This window comes from Acidobacteriota bacterium, assembly GCA_039683095.1.
In the GTDB taxonomy this organism is placed as follows: Bacteria; Acidobacteriota; Aminicenantia; order Aminicenantales; family Saccharicenantaceae; genus RBG-16-66-30.
This window is the reverse complement of record JBDKSB010000012.1, coordinates 569,199-586,701: the sequence shown is the minus strand read 5'-3', so window position 1 is coordinate 586,701 and position 17,503 is coordinate 569,199. Positions and strand designations below refer to the sequence as shown.

11 protein-coding genes are annotated in these 17,503 nt (G+C 64.9%); 6 read left to right on the top strand and 5 right to left on the bottom strand.

Going from position 1 to position 17,503, the window contains the following annotated elements:
- Positions 1-105: 105 nt before the first annotated feature.
- From ABFD52_10370 to ABFD52_10360, 3 genes are read left to right on the top strand one after another with little or no spacing between them, the layout of a single operon-like run.
- The gene (locus ABFD52_10370) at positions 106-2,193 is read left to right on the top strand and encodes a GWxTD domain-containing protein (GenBank protein MEN6561167.1); all 2,088 of its coding nucleotides are present in this window, start codon (positions 106-108) and stop codon (positions 2,191-2,193) included.
- Positions 2,194-2,211: 18 nt separating this feature from the next.
- Positions 2,212-3,207 carry a tetratricopeptide repeat protein gene (locus tag ABFD52_10365; GenBank protein ID MEN6561166.1) on the top strand — a complete coding sequence of 332 codons (996 nt, stop codon included), beginning with the start codon at positions 2,212-2,214 and terminating at the stop codon, positions 3,205-3,207.
- A 1-nt stretch (position 3,208) separates the two neighbouring features.
- Positions 3,209-4,597, top strand: a complete 1,389-nt coding sequence (locus ABFD52_10360; GenBank protein ID MEN6561165.1) for an aminopeptidase P family protein — start codon at positions 3,209-3,211, stop codon at positions 4,595-4,597.
- 41 nt (positions 4,598-4,638) lie between these two features.
- On the opposite strand, the gene ABFD52_10355 is transcribed toward ABFD52_10360, so the two are convergent.
- The 5 genes from ABFD52_10355 to ABFD52_10335 form a co-directional block, all read right to left on the bottom strand.
- On the bottom strand, positions 4,639-6,696 hold the full coding sequence (locus tag ABFD52_10355; GenBank protein ID MEN6561164.1) for a LamG domain-containing protein: 2,058 nt from the start codon (positions 6,694-6,696) through the stop codon (positions 4,639-4,641).
- A 207-nt stretch (positions 6,697-6,903) separates the two neighbouring features.
- A complete protein-coding gene (locus ABFD52_10350) occupies positions 6,904-7,776 on the bottom strand; it encodes a sulfite exporter TauE/SafE family protein (protein ID MEN6561163.1) in 873 nt (290 codons plus the stop codon).
- Between the two features lie 47 nt (positions 7,777-7,823).
- Positions 7,824-8,240, bottom strand: coding sequence for a D-ribose pyranase (gene rbsD, locus ABFD52_10345; GenBank protein ID MEN6561162.1), 417 nt, complete (start codon positions 8,238-8,240; stop codon positions 7,824-7,826).
- Between the two features lie 270 nt (positions 8,241-8,510).
- Entirely contained in the window at positions 8,511-10,067 is a 1,557-nt protein-coding gene (locus tag ABFD52_10340; GenBank protein MEN6561161.1) for an L-serine ammonia-lyase, iron-sulfur-dependent, subunit alpha, read from the bottom strand.
- 9 nt (positions 10,068-10,076) lie between these two features.
- A complete protein-coding gene (locus tag ABFD52_10335; GenBank protein ID MEN6561160.1) occupies positions 10,077-11,024 on the bottom strand; it encodes a hypothetical protein in 948 nt (315 codons plus the stop codon).
- A gap of 185 nt (positions 11,025-11,209) precedes the next feature.
- Here ABFD52_10335 and ABFD52_10330 point away from each other — a divergent pair, with 185 nt between their 5' ends.
- From ABFD52_10330 to ABFD52_10320, 3 genes are all read left to right on the top strand, one after another.
- The gene (locus ABFD52_10330; GenBank protein MEN6561159.1) at positions 11,210-12,481 is read left to right on the top strand and encodes an ROK family transcriptional regulator; all 1,272 of its coding nucleotides are present in this window, start codon (positions 11,210-11,212) and stop codon (positions 12,479-12,481) included.
- Positions 12,482-12,701: 220 nt separating this feature from the next.
- Entirely contained in the window at positions 12,702-15,731 is a 3,030-nt protein-coding gene (locus ABFD52_10325; GenBank protein ID MEN6561158.1) for a carboxypeptidase regulatory-like domain-containing protein, read from the top strand.
- A gap of 134 nt (positions 15,732-15,865) precedes the next feature.
- Entirely contained in the window at positions 15,866-17,491 is a 1,626-nt protein-coding gene (locus tag ABFD52_10320) for a sodium:solute symporter (protein ID MEN6561157.1), read from the top strand.
- The last annotated feature ends 12 nt before the right edge of the window (positions 17,492-17,503 follow it).

The following is a 17,503-nucleotide window of genomic DNA, read 5'->3' as shown; positions in this document are numbered from 1 at the left end:
GCCGGATGCGGGCCCAGCCCCCGACGCGTTGCTGAACCGTTCTGGACAATCCCCCCAGACTTTGTTATATTATGAAACTATGTTTGGAGTAAGGAAGGAGACTCGTTGGGAAAGATAAGGGCCCTGCATGTCCTGTCACGCGCCTGGCCCCTCCTGCTCGCCTTGTCCATCCTCGCCGGCCCCCTCCAGGCTGACCAGAAGGCCGCCAAGCCGAAGCTCCCAGAAACCTATCGCAAGTGGCTCGAGGAGGAGGTCTGCTATATCAGCACCCGGACGGAGCGCGAGGTCTTCCTGAGCCTACGCTCCGATCGAGAGCGGGACCTCTTTGTTGAAGCTTTCTGGAAGCAGCGCGATCCGACGCCGGGAACGCCCGAGAACGAAGCCAAGACCGAACACTATCGCCGCATCACCTACGCCAACCGCTACCTCGGCCGGGGCTCGTCCCGTCCAGGGTGGCAAACGGACCGCGGCCGCATCTATATTATCTTGGGTGAGCCGCAGGATACGCAGAAGTTCGAAGGCAAGACCTCGACCTATGATACCGAGGTCTGGTTCTACCAGGGCAAGACGGACCTTGGCCTGCCGCCGGCGTTCAACCTGGTCTTCTTCAAGGAGGACGGGAGCGGCGAGCACAGGCTTTACAGCCCGATCGCCGACGGCCCCCAAGCCCTCCTGACGGGCTATTACGGGGGCCAGGATTACACGGCGGCCTATGAGAAGCTCCGGGAGGCCGAGCCGACCCTGGCCGAGGTGTCGCTGTGCCTCGTGCCCGGTGAAGCGGGGACGGTCTACGGAAGGCCGTCGCTCGCCTCGGACCTGCTCATCCAGCGCGTCGAGACGGCCGCGGCCCGGAGCGTCGAGGTCCGGTACGCCCAGAAGTTCCTCTCGTACAAGGACATCGTCGAAGTCGAGTACACGGCCAATTACATCGACAACGACAGCCTGATCAAGGTCTTCCGCGACCCGTCGGGCCCGTACTTCGTCCATTACGCCATCCAGCCCAGGCGGCTGTCCTTCCACCAGCGGGGAAATGCCTATTTGACGAACCTCAAGGTGATCGGCCGGGTGTCCACGGCCGACGGACGGCTCGTTCATCAGTTCGACAAGACCGTCGCCCTGAACCTGAACGGGGAACAGATGGACGAGGCGAACCGGGTCCCGTTCGACTTCCAGGACCTATTTCCACTGGTCGGCGGCGATTACAGCCTGTCTGTCCTGATCAAGAACGAGATCTCCAAGGAATTCACGTCCGTCGAACAGGGCTTGCGCATCCCCCCGGCGGGCCCGGCCGTCCAGATGACCCAGCCGCTCCTCGGCTACAAGGCCGTCCGGCTCGAGCCCGGCGCGCGGCGGATGAAGGCTTTCCGGATCGGGGCCTGCCAGGTCCTCTGCCAGCCGGACAGGACGTTCGCCCGTCCGGAAACGCTGGCCGTCGCCTTTCAGGTCCATAACCTGAGCCCTGACCTCGCCGCCGCGGCCGAGATCCGGCTCGAGATCAGCAAGGACGGCCAACCTTTCCGGACGATCGTCAGGAAGCCGTCCGATTATCCCGATCTGCCCGATATCCTCGAGGAGATCCCCCTGTCGGATTTCCCCCCTGCCCATTATGCCCTCCGGGCCTCGGCCTGGTCGGGCGGCGCTGAGATCGTCTCGGCCGCGGAGGAGTTCGACGTGACCTTCGCCGAGAGACTGCCGCGGCCGTGGGTGTACTCGCGCATCCTTCCCGACGCCGGGGATCCCGCCTATCAGGGGATCCTGGGGATCCAGCTCTTCAACCTCGGCCGGCACGAAGAGGCCCTGGCTTTGCTCGAGCGGGCTTTTGCCCGGCTGCCGGAGTCGGAGGACGCCGCGCATTCCCTGGCCCGGGCCTACATGGCCCTCGACCGCGCGCCGGCAGCGGCTCGGACGCTCGCCTCCTTCGTTCAGCCCGGCAGGAAGGCTGGATACGATACGTACGTCGTGGCCGCCCAAGCCCTCCGCCGCGCCGGACAGCCCGGCCAGGCCATCGAGGTCACGGATCGGGCCGTCGAACGCTACGGCGTCAACGCCGTTCTCATGAACATGATGGGAGAATGCTGGGCGGACCTGGGCAAGATCCCCGAGGCGCTGGCGGCCTTCAACAAATCGCTCGAGCTCAGTCCCGAACAGCCCGGCGTCCGATCGAGGATCGACGAGCTCAAGAAACAGAAATAATCCTGTATGGAGATGACGATGAGATCCTGCCGGACCGTTATAGTGACCTTGCTGGGGCTGGCCTTGGCCCTTTCGGCCCAAGATGACCGCGGACGGGGCCGGATCAGCGGGAACGTCATCGATGAAACCGGAGCCGCAATCCAGGGCGCCACCGTTCTCGCCGAAAGCTCAGGCAGCGGCACCCGCATCGACGGCAAGACCGACAAGAAGGGCCATTTCGCCCTCATGGGCCTGGGCACAGGGGCCTGGCGGGTCACCGCTTCCAAGGACGGCTTCATCGCCGCCGGCACCGAGATCCAGGTCAGCCAGATCAAGACCAACCCCCCGGTGGCCTTGACGCTCAAGAACGCGTCGGGGCTGGACGCCTTGAAGGCGGACGACGCGGGCCGTGAGCTTCTCGAGCGCGGCGGCGGGATGCTCATGGCGGGGCGGTACGACGATGCCCTGGCGGCTTTCGAGGAATTCGCCCGGAAATACCCCGATCTGTATGCCGTCCGCCTCAACATCGGGGCCGTCCATGCCGAGCGCGGGGACCTGGACAAGGCGGAAGCCGAATTCCGCGGCGTCCTCGACAAGGACGCCCGGTCGCCGGAAGGCCTGAAGGCGCACAAGGAGACGGCCCTCCGGGCCCTGTCTGGACTGGGTGAAACGGCTTTGAAACGCGGGGATCTCGCGGCGGCCCAGGACAACTTCCGCAGGATCCTGGAGATCTCTCCGGAGGACCAGGCGGCGGCCTATAATGTCGCCGAGATCTTCTTTTCGAACCAGAGGATCGACGAGGCCATCGCGTATTTCGAGCAGGCGGCCAGGATCAAGAAGGACTGGCCGAGGATCTATCACCGGCTGGGCCTGGCCTATTTGAACAAGGGCGACCTTGACAGGGCCGCTGAGAACCTCAAGAAGTTCCTCGATCTCGATCCCCGGAATCCCGAGGCGGCGAATGTCGCGGCGGCGCTCGCCGCGATCGAAAAGGCCAAGGGCGAGAAGCGCTTGCCGTTGCCAGGGGAGGACTGAGATGTTCGATCGAGACGTGTATTGCTCGCGAAGGGCCCGGCTGAGGATGCTGCTGGGACAGGGTCTCGCCCTCTTCCTTGGGAACGACGAGAGCCCGATGAACTATGCGGACAACGCCTACCGCTTCCGCCAGGACAGCTCGTTCCTGTACTATTTCGGCCTGGATACCCCCGGCCTCGCCGCGGTCATCGACCTCGACGAAGGCACGGAGACGGTTTTCGGCGGCGACCCGACGATAGAGGACTTCGTCTGGACCGGACCCCTGCCGTCCCTGCGGGAGCGGGCCGCCGGCGCGGGGGTGGAGCGCACGGCGGCGCCGTCCCGGCTGGGAGATGCGCTGGCTGCGGCCAGGTCTGCCGGGCGCAAGGTCCATTTCCTGCCTCCGTATCGTCCGGAGAACGAGCTGAAGCTGCTGGCCTGGCTCGGGGTCCCGCCCGAACGGGCCAGGGACGAGGCCTCCGTCCCGTTCATCCGGGCCGCGGTCGAGCAGCGGTCGGTCAAAAGCCCCGAAGAGATCGCGGAGATCGAAAAGGCCGTCAACGTGTCCCTCGATATGCACCTCGCGGCCCTGCGCCTGGCCCGGCCCGGAGTCACGGAGGCGCGGATCGCCGCGGCCGTCCGCGAGGTCGCCCTGGCCGCCGGCGGGGACCTTTCGTTCCCGACCATCGCGACGGTCCACGGCGAGGTCCTGCACCAGCACGCCCAGGTCGATATCCTCCGGAGCGGGAGGATGTTCCTTCTCGACGCCGGGGCCGAGACGGCCCTCCATTATGCCGGCGACCTCTCGACCACGATGCCCGTCGATCCCGCATTCACCGAACGCCAGAAGGACGTCTTCCGCGTCGTCCTGGCCGCCCATGAAACGGCCAAGGCGGCCCTCAGGCCCGGCGTCCCTCATCTGGACGTCCACCTGGCGGCCTGCCGCAAGATCGCGGAGGGGCTCAAGGACCTCGGCCTCATGAAGGGGGATCTCGACGAAGCCGTGCGCCAGGGGGCCCACGCCCTTTTCTTCCCCTGCGGCGAGGGCCACATGATGGGGCTCGACGTCCACGACATGGAGGACCTCGGCGAGGTCCATGTCGGCTATGAGGGACGGCCCAAGAGCACGCAGTTCGGCCTGAAGTCGCTGCGCCTGGCCCGGCCTCTCCGGCCCGGATTCGTGGTGACCGTCGAGCCCGGCGTATATTTCATCCCCCAGCTCATTGACCAGTGGCGGGCCGAGAACCGTTTCCCGGATTTCCTGGCCTACGACCGCATCGAGGCCTACAAGGATTTCGGCGGCATCCGCAACGAGGAGGATGTGGTCATCACCGCCGGCGGCCATCGCGTCCTGGGGCGCAGGAAGCCGCTGACCATCGAGGAGATCGAGGCGGCGGTCGGCCGGGGCTGAGCCGCGTTCCGCTCGGCGGCTGGCCCTGTCCTCGTTGCCAGTCAGTCGGGAACGATCCGGACCGTGACCGGGGACTTGGCCTCAATCGGCAAGAAGACGATCAACTGATCGCCTTCGAGCCGCCGGTCCAGCCCGACGCGGGCCTCCAGGCATTCCCGCCCGTCCACCAGGACCCGGGGCCTCTCTCCGTTCCAGCCCTGAACGCGAAAGACGGGATGGACCGCCGGCACCGAGGCCCCGGCCATCAGGCGGACCTCGAAGGCCTTGGGCCGGCCCGTCGCGTTGACGAGTTGATAGCAGCGCTGGCCGCGGTCATAGCCTTCGGACCGGACGTCGGGATCCTTGAGGACGAGCTCGGACGGGTAGGCCCAGGACCGGCCGAAGGCGACCACCCTGGGGACGGTCCAGTCCGTCATGCCGTAGAGGCCGGCCCAGTACTCCCGGCCGTCCTTTTCGTGGATGACGGGGTCGGAGATGGGGAAGCTCGAGCAATGCGAGGGCCGGTCGGACGTCATGGTCGTCCGGCCGTCGCAGCGGGCCTGGCCCACCGGGAAATGGTTGCAGCCGGCGGCCCGATGATAAGCGTCGAGCCGCTCGAAGCGGAGGAACATCCGGTTGCCCGGCTCGAAGCAGATGAACGGCTTGTTCAGCGACTTGAACTGGTACTGTTGAACCGTGTACGGTTGGGGGGCGTCCCAGCTGAACGGGCCGTACGGCGGGACATCGGGATCATCGATGTACGACAGCTTGGCTGTCTTTCCGGCATAGTCGGCGACGACCGCGAAGTCCTTTTCCAGTAGATCGGACACGATCTGGCCGGGGTGGAGCAGGGCCAGCGTTTCCTGGAACTGCCTGAGATCGCCGAGCGTCCCTGTCTTCCAGGAGACTTTGCGGACGGCGCTGGTGTCCGGATAGATGGTGTAGTATTCGTCGATCCAGCACTCCCAGCCGGTCTTGGGATCGGCGTTCCAGGTGTGGTCGTAGGCGCTGACCGGGGCGTAGCGCCAGTGGATGACGACGCGCGCCTCGGTGTTCTCGATGATGCGGACGTGGGAGAAGCGGCAGTGCCGGTCCTGCATGTGCTCGTAGCAGCCCTCGGGGTCGCGGGCCGCGGCGCTCTCCCAGGTCTCCACGCTCTGGTCGGTCATCCAGTTCTCGTTCTCGGAGACCCAGGAGGCCCCATAGCGGGTGCCTCGCCAGAAGACCAACCTGACCGCGGACCCGGGGAAGCAGACGACGATATCGGGGTCCTGGTCGACGGGCCAGAGGCGGTCCCAGGCGGGGTAGTATTTCAGCTTCGTGTAGTATGCGCCGAACCGACCGGGATTCCTCTCGATCGTGGGCAGGCGCCGGGGAGCGATATCCGGCTTCAGGCCGTTGCCCAGCGCGGCTCGTTCTTTGATGGCAGCGGCCGTCAGGGCGCGGTCGTAGATGCGGACCTCGTCCAGGATGCCGTCCAAGCCGAAATAGGCCGCCACCGTGCCCCGGACCCTGTGGATGTCGGAGGGCTTGGCCGGCCGGGCGACCATGCCCAGGAGGTAGCCGGCCCGGGCTTGGGTAATGGCCCCGGAGATCTTGTTCGACGCGACCAGCGTCCCGTTGATATAAAGGGACATCTCGGACTTGGCCCGGTAGACGCCGACGATATGCATCCAGGTCCGCAGCGGGATCGAGTCCCTCTCGCTGGTGCAGGCCAGCCACTGGCCGCCGACGGCGCACTCCAGCGAGGCCTGTCCGAGAGGACCGATCATCAGCCGATAGCCTTTCACCTCGTCCGATTCGGAGGTCAGGATCGGGCACCAGTTCCAGGGATATTCGCCGAGCGCGATCCAGGCCTCCACGGTTATCTCGGCCCCGGTCACGACGCGGCCCGGGCCGGAGCTCCTGACGCAGGCCGTGAACCCGTCGAGACGCAACCCGCTGCCTTCGATCCCGGGCGCCTTCTCAGCGCAGCCCTCGACGGCGTCTGCGTTCCCGCTGACGGATTCCGGCGTGCGGCCGCCGGCCAGCGTTTCGAACGCCCAATGGGCCTTTGGCGCCTGGGCGGCGGCCTCGACCGCGCAGACCGCCAGGATGACCGCCGCGAGCTTCGCTTTCATGGCTTGACCTCCTCGATCAGGGCTGATGCTTGTCCCGCGTTCCCTCGGTTCCGGGATCCGTCATTTTCCCTGCCCGGGCGGCTCGTGCCGGACCTGGGAGGGGATGCCGTCCGGGCCCAGAACCTGGACGGATATGCAGAGGGCCGAGGTCCCGCTCCAGGTGACGGCTTTGTGAACATAGGCTCTCTTTCTCGGGACCGGCCGGGATCATTTCCGGCCGAAGGGGCTGCGCGCCGAGGCGAACATCACGGCCGAGGTGTACAGCACGATGCCCAACACAGCCCATTTCATCGCGTCGAGGGGCAGGGACTTCACGACATAGGCGGCCAGAAGAACGCCGAGGACCCCGAAGATCGTGAGCCCCAGCGCGGCCTTCGGATCATATGCTTTTTCCTTGACGAAACGGGCGCTCCCGGCGGCCATAAGCATGGCCGTGGCAGTCATCATGATGGGAAAGGCGGTCTTGGGGTGCATCCCGAGCGCGAAGACCGTGGCCATGCAAGGCGCATAGAAGCCGACGCCGATCGTCTGGAGGGCGCCGCAGACGAGGCTGACGGCCGCGGCCACGGCGAGCTTCCAGCCCTCCAGGCCGATGGCCTCACCGCCGACGGGCAGCCAGCCGAGCCGGTCGGCGAGCATGACGAAGGCGACGGCCAGCAGGCCGAAGCCCATGCTCCGCCGGATCTTCCGGCGGCTCATCTTGGACACGAGGCCCGCCCCGAGGACCGCCCCGGCCGGAGCGGCGACGGCCATCGCGCCCAGGGTCAGGGGGTCGACCGGAACGACGGACATGAAGATGAAGGCCTGGGCTGCCGTCGGGATCGTGTTGCCGACGTTCATCGTGCCGGGGATGACCCGATCGTCCACCAGCTTGAAGAACTTGAAGACGGCCGTCTGCTGGGCGAAGCTGCCGACACCCAGGGTGTCGAGCATGTTGGTCACGAAGCCCGTCCCGAACAGCCAGGCCCAGGGAGTTTGGGAGAAGGCGCTCCTGGTCCTGCACGCGTCGGTCACGAAATAGATCCCGAACGGCAAGGTCAGGGCGCCGAGGACGATCCTCAGGATGCCGGTGATCTCCATTGGGGCTCACGAAGCAACGGGCGACGCGGCCTTTCCCGCCGCGCCCGTCACTTCTCCGTTTTCCAGCCGGCGCCGGAGCCGGAAACCAGGAGGACGTTGCCCCAGGACGTGAAATCGCCCGTGCGGACGATCGTCTTGACCGAATGGCTGCGCGATTTCATCTCGGCATGGGGGATCACTTCGATCTCGACGCCCTCGCCGAAGGCCGCTGCGGCCTTCCGGACATGGGAAGGATTGTGCTCCTGGGTCTCGCGGGCGACGACGACCTTCTCCACCGAATGCACCGCCGCGATCTCGGTCAACACCTCCAGAACGGAAGGCTTTCCGGGGGTCAGGGCGATGTCGATCAGTTCCACGTCGTCCGGGCAGGGGAAGCCGGCGTCGACCACCATGAGCCAGTCCATGTGTCCTTGACGGTTCAGGGCCGAGTCGATCTCCCGGTTGATGAGGCCAGCTTTCTTCATGACGATGTTCCTCGCTTGATTTGATTCCGCGGCCGCCTCTCCGGCGGCCGGCCGACGAGCGACGGACAGGCCCTTCACGGACCGGGCTTGCGCGCCGGCTGTCACGGTTGGTTTTATATCTCGTTTCACGCTATAAATAAGGAATAGAAATAAGCTAGATTATTGCATGCCAAAAATATTCTCTAAACATAAGAGAATATATGTATCACATATAATTAAGAAATGAAAGAAAGCGCCCGAAATATAACCCTTCCGGCGGCCCTGAGCCGGTCAGCGTCGACTCCGCCGGCGCAGAGAACGTCCGGACGACGTGGCCGCGATCCCGCCCAAGGCCGTGCAGCGCAGTTCGGCGGGGAGCATCCTCCCCGAGGCGTAGGACGCGTCGATCGTCTCGTCGAGAGGGATCGGATTCAGGTACCCGCCGAGGACGAGGTCGGCGCAGACGAAGGCCGACGCGGCGGCCGCGGCGTTCCGGGTATGGCAAGGGATCTCGCAGATGCCCTGGACCAGGTCGCAGACGGACCCCATCGTGTTCTGCAGGGCCACGGCCGCGGCGTCGGCCGCCTGAGCGGCGCTTCCGCCGGCAGCTTCAACGACCGCTGCGGCGGCCATTGCCCCGGCGACCCCGATCTCGACCTGGCAGCCGGCGACCTCCGCGGCGAACGTCGCCCGCCTGGCGACGAGGAGGCCGACCGCTGACGCAGCCAGGAGGGCCAGGGCCGTTTTCTCGCCGTCGAGCGCCTTCTCTTCGGCCAGGGTGACGGCCACTCCGGGCAAAACGCCGGCCGAGCCTCCCGTAGGGGCGGCGCAGACGATGCCCATGCTGTTGGAAACATGGAGGGCGGCCATGGCCCTGGCCGCCGCCCGCGCGTGCAGGCCGCCCGCGGCGAGCTTTTTCCCGGCCTCCGCGCGAAGGACCCGTCCGGCCGAGGGGGCGAGCAGCTGCATGCGCAGGCCGCGGCCGTCCAGGCCGCGATCGACGGAATCCTTCATGATCCCGTATCGCCTTTCGATCTCCGCCAGGACCTCCGCCGGCGAAAGGCCGAGGAGCCGGCTTTCGTATTCCAGGGCTGTCCGGCCGAGCGACCAGCCGCGCCGGCGGGCCAGCGAAACCATCTGTTTTCCGGTCAGGAACAGCGGCGCGCCCTTTTGGATGAAGAAGAGGGGAGCGACGGTCCGGACCTTCCGAACGCCATCCAGCGCGGCCAGCCGGGACGCGGCCTCCGCGCCGAGGGGCTTCCGGCGCCTGAAGGTCAGCAGGACCGTCCCGTCCCGCTCGGTTCTCTCCGGCGTCCCGGATGACGGAGCGTCGCCCAGGAGGAGCTTCTCGACGGTCCGGGCCCGGTTCGCCGTCGTCCAGGCCAGGACCGCATGGCTCTTCCCGTCGAGATCGACAGGCCAGCCGTCGACCTCGCTCACGACGATCATGCCGCCGCCGACCGATCGGGCCGTGACCCGGAGCCGTTCCCGCCCCTTCGAAAGGAGGTCGATGACCACCGTGTTCGGGTGATCCGCTCCGGCGATCGGCGCGACCCGGAACCTGGGCCGGAAGCCCGAGCGGGGCGCGGCCGTCAGGGCGCGGGGGAAGCGGGGATCGGTGATCGGCCAGCCGAGCAGTCCGGCGGTGAGGGCCAGGTCGACGCCCTGCTGCCGGTAGGTCCGGGCATAGGAACCGTCCGGGTCGAAGGTGAACGCCGCCCGGGCCGGCTCGTCGCCGAGCAGCGAGCGGACAAGCCGGCCGATATGATAGGAGCCGGCCGTGTGAGAGCTCGAGGGGCCGCGCATGACCGGTCCGAGCACATCGTTCAGGACGCTGATGAATTCCATTTTCAGCCCTCAGCCGATGACCAGGTCGGCGACGGCCAGGTCCTGGACGGCCGATCCCACGGACTTGAAGACGGTGATCTCGTCTTCGGAGCGCCGACCCGGCTTGAGCCCGGCCAGGACCTCGCCGATCTCGGCGCGGATGGCGGCCTCGGTTATGAGGCCCTCGCTGATCGGAATGAGCAGATCGCCGGTCTCCGCGAGGCAGGCCGTCCGGTCATCGACGTAGATCCCGGCCCGGGCCATCGTTTCGCCGGGGATCTCCCGGACGTGGGGTTTGTAGGAACCGAAGGCGTTGATGTGAACGCCAGGCTTGAGATCCTCGTCCCGGAAGACCGGCGTGCTCGAGGTCGTCGCGGTCGAAACGATGTCCGCCTCGCGAAGGGACTCGGGCGACGACGCCGGCTCGACCTCGATCGAGAGCTTCCGGCCCATCTCCCCGGCGAAGGCGGCGGCCGCCTGCGCGTTGATGTCGAAGATCAGGGCCTTGCGGAGCGGCCGGACGGCGGCCAGGGCCTCGAGCTGGGTCCGGCCCTGGACGCCGGCGCCGAAGACGGCGGCTACTCGGGCGTCCCGGCGGGCCAGGGCCGCCGTGGCCGCGCCCGCCGCGGCTCCGGTGCGGACGGCCGTGGGATATCCCCCGTCCATAACGGCCAGGGGGACGCCGGTCTCGGCGTCCATGATGACCGTCACCGCATGAGCCAATGGCAGTCCCCTGGCCGGATTATCGTCGCAGAGAGAGATGAGCTTGAGACCGGCCCGCCTGGACTCCGGAAGATAGGCCGACATGGCCAGGACCGTCGTCCGGTATTCGGGGATCTCGAGGCTGGTCCGAGGCGGGACCAGGGCCCGGCCGGACGACAGCTGGATGAAGGCCTTTCGAACGGCCTCGACGGCCTCGGGCATCCTCAATGCCTGCTTAGTTTCTTCATTAGTAAAGTATCTTGTGGAAGTTGACATGTTCATGAGTCACCTTGACCGGCATTCTATCAGATAACCGGTCCGGATGAGAATATAGCCCCAATAATCGGGACGATCGACCCTCGGAAACGAGGTCCTTTTGCGGCCCAAAAAAAATACTTGCTTTTCTCAATTCAATGGATTAGTTTATTATTTCATGAAAATAAGCCGAACGTGATCCTTAAATGAAGAACAGCGAGATCACCCACCGCAAGTCCGAGACCAGAGCGGGAAACGCGAAGCTCATCTGTGAGCTCAACAAGGTCAAGATCACCAATCTCGTCAGGGATAGCGACGGCGTTTCGCGGGCCGACTTGGCCAAGAGCAGCGGCCTGAGCGCCCCGACCATTTCCCGGATCATCGAGGGCCTCATCAGCGATGGCCTGGTCATCGAGGTCGGCGCCGGCATTTCCAAGGGCGGCCGCAAGCCGACCCTGCTTCGTTTCTCGGGCGTGGACAGCTTCATCATCGGCATCGATCTCGGCACGACGAACATCCATGGCGTTCTGACCGACCTCGACGCCAACGTCGTGGCGGAGATCAAGACGCCGACCCGTGTCGAGGGAGGATTCGCCCGGGTCATGGAGCGGACCTCGGAGGTCGTCGGCGAGCTGCGCGGCCACCTCGGCAGCCGGAAGAGCAGGATCTGCGGGATCGGCATGGCCATCGCCGGCCTCATCAACAGGGACAGGGAGATCGTCGAGTTCTCGCCCGATTTCCATTGGCATAACGTCGACGTGAGAGCCGCCCTGCAGCGGGATCATGAGATCCCGGTCATCTTCGATAACGTCACCCGGGTCATGGCCCTCGGCGAGATCTGGTACGGCGCGGGACGGCAATATCAGAACTTCGTCATGGTCAATATCGGCTACGGCATAGGCGGCGGCATCATCATCCGCGGCGCCCCGCTCTATGGACAGAAGGGAATGGCGGGCGAGATCGGCCATTTTACCCTGGACAAGGATTCCGATATCCAGTGCGAATGCGGGAATTTCGGCTGCCTCGAAGCCCTCGCCTCCGGAAACGCGATCGCCAAGGCCGCGAGGAAAGAGGTCGAGCGGGGGGCCGCATCCGGACTCCTCGAAGGCTGCGGCGGGGATCCATCGCGGCTGACGGCCGAGATCGTGGCGGACTACGCCAAGCGGGGCGACGCGACGGCTTGGAGGATCTTCGACCGGGCGGCGGAGTACGTCGGAATCGGGATCGCGGGGCTCATCAACATGTTCAATCCCGAAGCCGTCTTCATCGGCGGAGGCGTCGCCCAGGCCGGGGACATCCTGTTCGACAAGGTCCGCAAGACCGTTCACGCCCGGGCCCTGAACAAGTCCTCCGGGAACGTCGCCATCCTGCCGGCGACGTTCGGCACGAAGTCGGCGGTCATGGGAGCCGTCTCCCTGATCCTCAGCGGGATCGTCAACCAGGATCATGAGCATATCAATCATCAGAATTCGCGATAATCAGGACGGCGTTTTGCCGTCGACGGACTGATTTCATCGATAAATGAGAGGCTGATCAGATGTCTGAAAGTTTTAGAAAAGATAGTTGCTTAATGTCAGAAAGCAAAGAATATCCCCTTTAAGAGTGATTCATTTGGAGGTGATACAGGAATAGATTATAATGATTATTTTGGGAAGCAGGGTGATCAACGTAAAGGACAAGAAAAAAGGAGAAAACGGCATGAAGCGAACAAGAATTCTAGCGCTCGTCTCCTCGCTCCTTTTCCTGGCGTCGCTATCCGTGGCCCAGGAACTGCAATCCGGCTCGATCCGCGGCCGGGTCGTCGATGACACCGGGCAGGCCCTGCCGGGCGTTTCCATCACGATCTCCGGACCCGCCTTGATGGGCAAGGTCACGGCCGTGACCAACGCGGACGGGATGTTCAGGGCGCCCAGCGTGACGCCGGGAAGCGGATACGAGATCAAGGCCGAATTGAGCGGCTTTGAGACGACCGTTCAGGCGGGGATCATCGTCAACCTCAACAAGACGATCACGATCGAGATCACGATGAAGCCCTCGACCATTCAGCAGGAAGTGACGATCACGGCGGCGACGCCCACGGTCGACGTCGTGAAATCCTCGACGTCGCAGACCATCACGAGCGACGTCCTGGCGTCGCTGCCCCTGTCGCGCTCCGTCGGCGCGGTCATCGCCATGGCCCCGGGGGCCGTCGGCGGCAGCGTCCACGGCGACGGGCGGGGAGAGGTCGGAGCCGTCATGGATGGCATCCAGATGACCGAACCTGACGTGGGCGGCGTCGCCCTCGGCGGCGACGTCGGGATCGCGTGGGACATGGTGGAGGAAGCCGAGGTCGTGACGGCCGGGGCCACCGCTCAATACTTCAACAGCACCAGCGGCCTGACCAACGTCCTCATGAAGTCGGGTGGCAACAAGTTCTCGGGAGAAGCATCCGTCTATTACACGGACGACAACCTGTCCCAGATCCACATCCCCGAGGCGGACCTCCAGGCCCTCAACCTGGCCAAACCCTCTATCCCGGTCTACTCGCTGGACGCCTCCTTCGCTCTCGGCGGTCCGGTCATCAAGGACAAGGTCTGGTTCATGACCGAGTTCCGGATGATCAACAGCAAGTACACCGGCGATTTTCGTCCCACGGTCATCAACGGGAAGGCCTATGACAACTACGACCGCACCTTCCCGAACTATGTCGGATTCCTGAAGCTCTCGGCCCAGCTGTCCAAGAACGTCCGCGCCTCGGCCATGGGCCACTATTCGGTGCAGGACGTTCCTTATTATTACAGCGGCTGGGGCCTCACCAACGAGGCCAACAAGAACAACAAGCCGATTCGCTTCAACTACGCCGCGACGGTTTCCTGGACGATCAACAGCAGCACGATCCTCGACCTCCGGGCCGGCGGCCTCTATTTCAAGTGGAATGGCAACAACACGGCCGAGGCCAATCCGGACGGGCCCCATTTCTATGACGACTTCACGGGCTACAGCTGGGGCAACACCGGCGCCACCGAATACACCTACAAGCCGAAGGCCAACGTCTCGCTGACGGCCACGAAGTTCATGGACAACGTTCTCGGCGGCACGCATGAGATCAAGGCCGGCCTGGAATGGGAACGGAACCGCGGCGAATGGGGCTTCTATATGAAGCAGCCCCTCTTCTGGACGTACTATGACGGCAGCCCGTATTATTGGGCGGCCCAGAACGGCGGCGAGACCGACCCGGTCTACGGGGACGGCCTGCTCGAATACGCCGTCATGGGCGGGACCGAAGGGTCCGGCGCCGAGATCGGCATCACCTCGCGGATCGGCGGCTTCATCCAGGACTCGTTCTCCATCAAGCGCCTGACCGTCAATGTCGGCCTGCGCGCGGACCACATGAAGGCCTGGAGCCCGGGCCGGTCCAAGGGAGCCACCACGGATCCGGTCGCGTTGGCCATCGGGGAGACCTACTTCGAACCGATCTACGGCATGAATCCGTATGACGAGGTCTCCTACGCGAACTGGGACAACGCCTTCCCCTATGGATTGTTCCTGTCCCCGCGCGTCGGCCTGACCTATGACCTTTTCGGCAAGGGCAAGACGGCCCTGAAGGCCTCGTTCTCCCGCCAGCCCGAGAGCTTCCCCACGGGGACGTTCTCTTCCATGTACCCCCTGACCTGGCGCTCATTCAGCTGGAACTGGTGGGACAACAACCACAACGGCACGCCGGACCTCCCCGGCATCGATGAGTACCAGGAAGCCTGGGGCGACACGCCCCTGGCCATGGTCTCCACGGCCTACCTGGACGCCATCGACCCCGATGTCAAGGTGCCCTACGTCGACGAGATCACGGTCGGCCTCGAACACGAGCTGGTCAAGAACCTGCGCGTCAGCGCCCGTTATATCCACAAGAACCGACAGAACATCCTGGGCAGCGTCCTCTGGGACAAGGCCTCCGACCGGTACTGGTACAGCCATGACCTGGCCCCCGAATGGTGGGTCCCGTTCACGACGACCGTTCCGGCCACCGGCTCCTATCCGGCCCAGGACGTCACGATGTATTTCCTGTCCAACGATGCGCCGGACCAGTTCCACCGCCTGACCAACATCCCCGAAGCCGTCTTCAAGTACGACACCGTGGAGATCAGCTTCGACAAGAGACTGGCCCAGAACTGGCAGCTCGGCGGTTCGGTCAACTTTACGAAGAGCAAGGGGAACTATCCCATGAGCTATGCTTCCTGGGGCTCGCAGGGCGTCTTCTCCAGCGCGAACGCTTTTGTCAACTCGTACGGCGACATGCCCTACGGCCGGCCCCTCGTGATCAAGCTCTACGGCACGTTCATCCTTCCCTACGATTTCATGTTCTCCTTCTTCTATACCCATTCCGACGGTTCGCCCTGGGGACGGACGGTCACCGTCCAGCCTCCGGCTGCCTGGGCCGCGGCTCATAATGTCAGCCGGACGGGCTATTCGATCTACGTCAACTCCCCCGGCACCTACTGGAACGAAGCGAGCGACAACATCGACCTCAGGCTCGGGAAGGACCTGCGCCTCGGCCCCGGATCGCTCGGAGCCTATGTGAATATTTTCAACCTTCTCGGCGCGTACACCCTGACGGTCGCCAAGAACCCCGGCGGGACCTGGCGCCCGGCTGACGAGAACGCGACTGACGGGACCTACACGGCGGGCTCGACCGGCCTCCGCGGCTTCTCCGGTTCCCGTCAATTCCGGTTCTCTCTGTCCTATAAGTTCTAGAACCGGAAAACGCATGTCTAACGGAGCCGGGGGAGAGCCCATCGGGCTCTCCCCCGGCCTTCCTGACGATCACCATGTCGTCCGGTTTGTCCGGCGGCCGACCGGCGCCATGAGGCCATAACCAGGAGAGAATAATGACCCAAGCGACGCTCGGGATCCCCGTGCTCGATCTCGTGATCATCATCGTCTACATGCTGGGCATCCTCGCCATCGGAGTGCTCTCGGCCCGCGGCATCAAGCGGACCGCCAGCGGCTACTTCCTGGCCGACCGGTCGCTTCGCTGGGGCGTCGTCGGCTCGGCCATGTTCGCCGCCAACATCTCGACCATTCACCTGGTGGGGCTGGCCGCCTCGGGCTATTCCGAAGGGCTTGTCTGGGGCAATTTTGAATGGATGGCGGCCTTCAGCCTTATCCTCCTGGCCCTGGTCTTCGCGCCATTCTATTTCCGGAGCCGCATCTCCACGCTGCCCGAGTTCCTCGAGAAGCGGTTCGGGCCTGGTGCCAGGATCATGCTGGCTTTCATGGCCATCCTGGCGGCGCTGTTCATCCACATCGGCATGAGCTTGTACGCCGGAGCGGCGGTCTTCCGCCAGTTCTTCGGCATCGATGTCCTCACCTCGATAATCCTCATTTCGATCGTGACCGGCATCTATACGCTGCTCGGCGGGCTCAAGGCGGTCGTGGTCACGGAGTCGATCCAGGCGGTCATACTGATCCTGGGCGCCGCCCTGGTCACGATCTTCGCCGTGCTGGCGCTGCCTTCGCACGGCATCGCCTCCCTGGCCGCGTTCAAGGCCGCCGTCAAGCCCGGCCAGCTCAGCATGCTGCAGACCCACAGCTCGGCCGGCCTGAACTGGTACGCCGTCTTCCTCGGCTATCCCATCCTCGGCATCTGGTACTGGTGCACCGACCAGACGATCGTCCAGCGCGTCCTCGGCTCCCGGACGGAGAAGGATGCCCAAAGAGGGGCCCTCTTCGCCGGCCTGCTCAAGATCCTCCCCGTTTTCATCCTCGTCCTGCCCGGCGTCGTCGGCTATGTCCTCTTCCGCGACGTCATCGGGGCCGACGCCAATCAGACCCTGCCGGTCCTCCTGGTCCGGCTCATCCCGACGGGGCTCAAGGGGGTCATCGCAGCCGGACTCCTGGCGGCGTTGATGAGCACGATCGCCGCCGCCCTCAACAGCACCGCCACGCTGGTCGCCGTCGACATCGTTAAAAGGATCAGGCCGGAGTCTTCGGACAAGGCCCAGGTACGGATCGGCCAGGCCTGCACGGTGGCCGTCATGCTCCTGGCCATGGCCTGGTCGACGCAGGGCGGACGCTACTCGAGCATCTTCGAGGCCATCAACACCATCGGCAGCTATCTGGCGCCGCCGATCACGACCGTCTTCCTCTGGGGCGTCTTCTGGAAGCGCGGCACGAAACAGGCGGCGCTGACGACCCTCGTGGGCGGGTTCCTTCTCGGGCTCGCCTCCTTCCTGATCGACTTCCCCGTTTTCGGCGCCGAAAAGGTCATTACCCAGGGATTGGGCATCCCGTTCATGATGCAGGCCTGGTGGATGTTCTGCATCTGCAGCGTGGTTTTCGTGGCGGTCAGCCTGCTGACCCCAAAACCGGACCTCGAAAAGATCCGCGACCTGACATGGAGCAGCCCGAAGGCCGTTCTTTCCCGGGGCCGGATCCAGGGATGGAGCGATCCGCGGGTTCTGGCCGGGGGACTCCTGGCGCTGCTGGTCGTCCTCTACTACGTCTTCCGCTGAGGCCGCCCGCCG

Excerpts from the sequence above, each read along its gene's own strand:
- ABFD52_10365 (MEN6561166.1), top strand. The coding sequence starts at position 2,212 with ATGAGATCCTGCCGGACCGTTATAGTGACCTTGCTGGGGCTGGCCTTG.
- ABFD52_10360 (MEN6561165.1), top strand. The coding sequence starts at position 3,209 with ATGTTCGATCGAGACGTGTATTGCTCGCGAAGGGCCCGGCTGAGGATG.
- ABFD52_10355 (MEN6561164.1), bottom strand. The coding sequence starts at position 6,696 with ATGAAAGCGAAGCTCGCGGCGGTCATCCTGGCGGTCTGCGCGGTCGAG.
- ABFD52_10350 (MEN6561163.1), bottom strand. The coding sequence starts at position 7,776 with ATGGAGATCACCGGCATCCTGAGGATCGTCCTCGGCGCCCTGACCTTG.
- rbsD (MEN6561162.1), bottom strand. The coding sequence starts at position 8,240 with ATGAAGAAAGCTGGCCTCATCAACCGGGAGATCGACTCGGCCCTGAAC.
- ABFD52_10340 (MEN6561161.1), bottom strand. The coding sequence starts at position 10,067 with ATGGAATTCATCAGCGTCCTGAACGATGTGCTCGGACCGGTCATGCGC.
- ABFD52_10335 (MEN6561160.1), bottom strand. The coding sequence starts at position 11,024 with ATGTCAACTTCCACAAGATACTTTACTAATGAAGAAACTAAGCAGGCA.
- ABFD52_10330 (MEN6561159.1), top strand. The coding sequence starts at position 11,210 with ATGAAGAACAGCGAGATCACCCACCGCAAGTCCGAGACCAGAGCGGGA.
- ABFD52_10325 (MEN6561158.1), top strand. The coding sequence starts at position 12,702 with ATGAAGCGAACAAGAATTCTAGCGCTCGTCTCCTCGCTCCTTTTCCTG.
- ABFD52_10320 (MEN6561157.1), top strand. The coding sequence starts at position 15,866 with ATGACCCAAGCGACGCTCGGGATCCCCGTGCTCGATCTCGTGATCATC.